Annotated in this window: 1 protein-coding gene; it reads left to right on the forward strand. The window is 49.4% G+C overall.

Going from position 1 to position 255, the window contains the following annotated elements; all coding sequences use genetic code 11:
• The coding region (locus KW844_RS28995) for a hypothetical protein (RefSeq protein WP_218380248.1) at positions 1-255 on the forward strand (255 nt) is incomplete at both ends.

The following is a 255-nucleotide window of genomic DNA, read 5'->3' on the forward strand; positions in this document are numbered from 1 at the left end:
ATATCCATGATCCAAAGGCCACTATCATAGTGCCAGTAGGAGATCAGGTACAACTGACCTGGACCGTAACCAGTATCGTAAATGGTGTAGTAAACACTAATTGCCCAGCTACTACCGATGTAGTAACGATCTATAACTACGCTGCCAACCCAGCTGCCAACGCGGGCGCAGATCAGGAAGATTGCGGTAGAACTACTGCCTTCACCCTGGATGCCACCCCTGTGGTATCTACTGGAAACATCCAGCAGATCGGTA

It is taken from the genome of Chitinophaga sp. sic0106 (genome assembly GCF_019219075.1).
In the GTDB taxonomy this organism is placed as follows: Bacteria; Bacteroidota; Bacteroidia; order Chitinophagales; family Chitinophagaceae; genus Chitinophaga.